Origin of the sequence: Halomonas alimentaria, from assembly GCF_009902005.1 — a bacterium.
GTDB lineage: Bacteria > Pseudomonadota > Gammaproteobacteria > Pseudomonadales > Halomonadaceae > Halomonas > Halomonas alimentaria.
This window is the reverse complement of record NZ_WUTT01000001.1, coordinates 37076-38396: the sequence shown is the minus strand read 5'-3', so window position 1 is coordinate 38396 and position 1321 is coordinate 37076. Positions and strand designations below refer to the sequence as shown.

Annotated in this window: 4 tRNA genes and 1 rRNA gene (1 of these 5 only partly in view); all 5 read left to right on the top strand. The window is 55.0% G+C overall.

Annotated elements, in window-relative coordinates:
- Positions 1 to 77: transfer RNA gene (locus GRB96_RS00155), tRNA-Ile, on the top strand.
- A gap of 103 nt (positions 78 to 180) precedes the next feature.
- Positions 181 to 256 (top strand) — tRNA-Ala (locus GRB96_RS00150).
- A gap of 267 nt (positions 257 to 523) precedes the next feature.
- A tRNA-Ile gene (locus GRB96_RS00145) sits at positions 524 to 600 on the top strand.
- A 179-nt stretch (positions 601 to 779) separates the two neighbouring features.
- Positions 780 to 855, top strand: a tRNA-Ala gene (locus GRB96_RS00140).
- Positions 856 to 1131: 276 nt separating this feature from the next.
- Positions 1132 to 1321: ribosomal RNA gene (locus GRB96_RS15865) — 23S ribosomal RNA — on the top strand (it continues 2874 nt past the right edge of the window).

The window sequence follows — 1321 nt, the reverse complement described above, 5'->3', positions numbered from 1 at the left end:
GGGTCTGTAGCTCAGTTGGTTAGAGCGCACCCCTGATAAGGGTGAGGTCGGCAGTTCAAATCTGCCCAGACCCACCAAATTTTATCCAGTCCTGCGTTATTTCGTGACTCGCCTAGCAGGCTAGGCGTCGCCACAAAATGCCTTGGTCTGAATAAAATTACCCAGAGTACGGGTATCAGTGGGGCCTTAGCTCAGCTGGGAGAGCGCCTGCCTTGCACGCAGGAGGTCAGCGGTTCGATCCCGCTAGGCTCCACCACTTATGGCAGGAGATCAGCGGTTCGAGCGAAACGTCGCACCGCCCGCTAGGCTCCACCATCTCCCACCCCACAGTCTTACCTGATCGGATCCGCAGTCATAAGCCATCCTTGCACAGCGCAATGACCGGTTTATGACTGTCGATTGACAGTCTGCTCTTTAACAATGTGATTACCGATATGTCTCCGACTGTCGGCAAGTGCTCACAATGAATTACCTGATCGACCAGAGCAAAAGACTGTTTGGGTATAGGCCCAGCGTGACCTTCGGGTCTGTAGCTCAGTTGGTTAGAGCGCACCCCTGATAAGGGTGAGGTCGGCAGTTCAAATCTGCCCAGACCCACCATTCTCTCGCTCAGTTGGTTAGAGCGCACCCCCTGGGGTTCATAAAGAGAAGGGTGAGGTCGCGGGGTTTGTTCAAATCTGCCCAGACCCACCAAATTTGCGTGATACTACGTTGCTCCGATACTCGCATAGCAGGCTATGCGTCGCATCGAAGCGCCTTGTCTCACACAAATTATCTTCGGGGCCTTAGCTCAGCTGGGAGAGCGCCTGCCTTGCACGCAGGAGGTCAGCGGTTCGATCCCGCTAGGCTCCACCATTTATGGCAGGAGGTCAGCGGTTCGAGCGAAACGTCGCACCGCCCGCTAGGCTCCACCATCTCCCATCCCACAGTCTTACCTGATCGGATCCGCAGTCATAAGCCATCCTTGCACAGCGCAATGACCGGTTTATGACTGTCGATTGACAGTCTGCTCTTTAACAATGTGATTCATGCTGACAAACGTTCCTTTCGAAAGAAAGGGACACGAGATACGTCTCAAGCGTATCCGGCAATGTCGTGTGTCATCGCGGACCAGACCCTTTGGGGTTATATGGTCAAGCGATGAAGCGCATACGGTGGATGCCTAGGCAGCCAGAGGCGATGAAAGACGTGGAAGCCTGCGATAAGGCTCGGCGAGGTGGCAAACAACCTGTGACCCGGGCATTTCTGAATGGGGAAACCCACCCAGCACAAGCTGGGTATCCCGCACTGAATACATAGGTGTCGGGAGGCGAACCAGGGG